At 71.5% G+C, this 277-nt stretch carries 1 protein-coding gene; it reads left to right on the top strand.

Annotated features, from left to right (window positions below):
- Positions 1-277: DUF4175 family protein (locus KVS69_RS19470; RefSeq protein WP_217539617.1), on the top strand; the 277-nt coding region annotated here is incomplete at both ends.

Below are 277 nucleotides of genomic sequence, written 5' to 3'. Positions count from 1 at the left end.
CCAGGGCGAGCAGGCCGTGCAAGGCCAGGGCAACGCCCTCAACGCACTGCGCCAGGGCGCCCAGAACATGATGCAGCAGATGATGCAGGCCATGCAGCAGGGTCAGGGCCAAGGCCAGGGTCAGGACGGCGGCCCCGGCGAGGGCATGGCCTCGCAGGGCGGCCAGAACGGGCGCGACCCGCTCGGTCGGCCGCGCTCCACGTCCGGCCCGGTTTTCGGCGATCCGGTGAAAGTGCCGGGCGAGATCGAGCTGCAGCGCGCCCGCGAAATCCTCGAA

The organism is Stenotrophomonas sp. GbtcB23, from assembly GCF_019091045.1.
GTDB classification, from domain to species: Bacteria; Pseudomonadota; Gammaproteobacteria; order Xanthomonadales; family Xanthomonadaceae; genus Stenotrophomonas; species Stenotrophomonas rhizophila_A.
The sequence above is the reverse complement of the archived record's forward strand: the minus strand, read 5'-3'. Positions and strand labels throughout refer to the sequence as shown.